Here is a 1,145-nt window from a genome sequence, read left to right on the forward strand (position 1 = left end):
AATGTGAACGGTCAAGACAATTGATACTTCTTAATATAGCTGGGAATGAGATGGTTTTCTGGGTAAATTACAATTAAGTGTAACCCTTTTCTCTCTTGTTCTTATGGACTCTCAGCACCAGATCCACACCCGTATGGGTTGGATCAAGATCTATCAATCTTGTGGCTCCATAAGTGTGGCGGCCCGTCGTTGTGGAATTGGTCGGTCTACCCTACACCGATGGGTGAATCGCTATCGAATAGATCCCAGACCTGAATCATTGATTGAGCGGTCTCGGCGACCTCACCGCCTGGCCAGGTTGAAAGTGACGGATGAAGATGAGCAACTAATTTATCAGGTACGGGTACAACGACGTTATGGTAAGCTTCGGATTGCTTGCTACCTGCTGCAGTACCATGGTTTAAAGCTTTCGCCAGCCACCATCGGGCGAGTACTACGCCGACTGCCTTTACCCCCTTTAAAGCGCTTTCGTAAACCTAAAGCCTTCAAACGCTATGCCCGGCCGATTCCTGGTGACCGCATTCAAATGGACGTTTGCAAGATCATGAATGGGATGTACCAGTACACAGCTATCGATGACTGTTCACGCTATAAAGTGGTCAAACTCTATAGTCGGCGAACGGCAGCAAACTCAGTTGATTTCTTGAAGTATGCCATTTCTAAAATGCCTTTTCCATTCCAACGTATCCAAACAGACCGAGGCCAAGAGTTTTTTGCTTACTTATTTCAGGACTGGTTACATGATCACCACATTAAGTTTCGGCCTATTAAACCCCGATCTCCTCATCTGAATGGGAAAGTAGAACGAACCCAACAGACCGACTTGCAGGAGTTCTATGCCTTGCAAAACCTGAAGGACCCTTCTTTGAGTCAACTTCTGGCTGAATGGCAAACCTTCTACAACTTCCAGCGTCCGCACAGTTCTTTGAAGGGAAAAACCCCAGCGGATATAGTCTACGAACTGCTACCTCTCACCCCAACCTGGGAAGAGGTGTTTCTGCGGTTTGATCCGGCCAAAGAGCACATTCGGGATCAAAGCTATTATTGGGATGTGCAATGGGCTAAGCAACGAAAGCAACAAAATTCTTAACTTCATCTAATTCATTATTCTTGGAGAGCCATTCCCATTCTTACGAGCCACTACA

General features: G+C 46.3%; 1 protein-coding gene. It reads left to right on the forward strand.

Annotated features, from left to right (window positions below):
* The first annotated feature begins 103 nt into the window (after window positions 1-103).
* A complete protein-coding gene (locus tag DX909_RS29315; protein WP_128548876.1) occupies window positions 104-1,090 on the forward strand; it encodes an IS481 family transposase in 987 nt (328 codons plus the stop codon).
* The last annotated feature ends 55 nt before the right edge of the window (window positions 1,091-1,145 follow it).

The sequence above is a fragment of the Larkinella soli genome, from assembly GCF_003703975.1.
GTDB classification, from domain to species: Bacteria; Bacteroidota; Bacteroidia; order Cytophagales; family Spirosomataceae; genus Larkinella; species Larkinella soli.

Bases quoted from the DNA above. Each gene is read 5' to 3' on its own strand.
- DX909_RS29315 (WP_128548876.1), top strand. From the start codon at position 104: ATGGACTCTCAGCACCAGATCCACACCCGTATGGGTTGGATCAAGATC.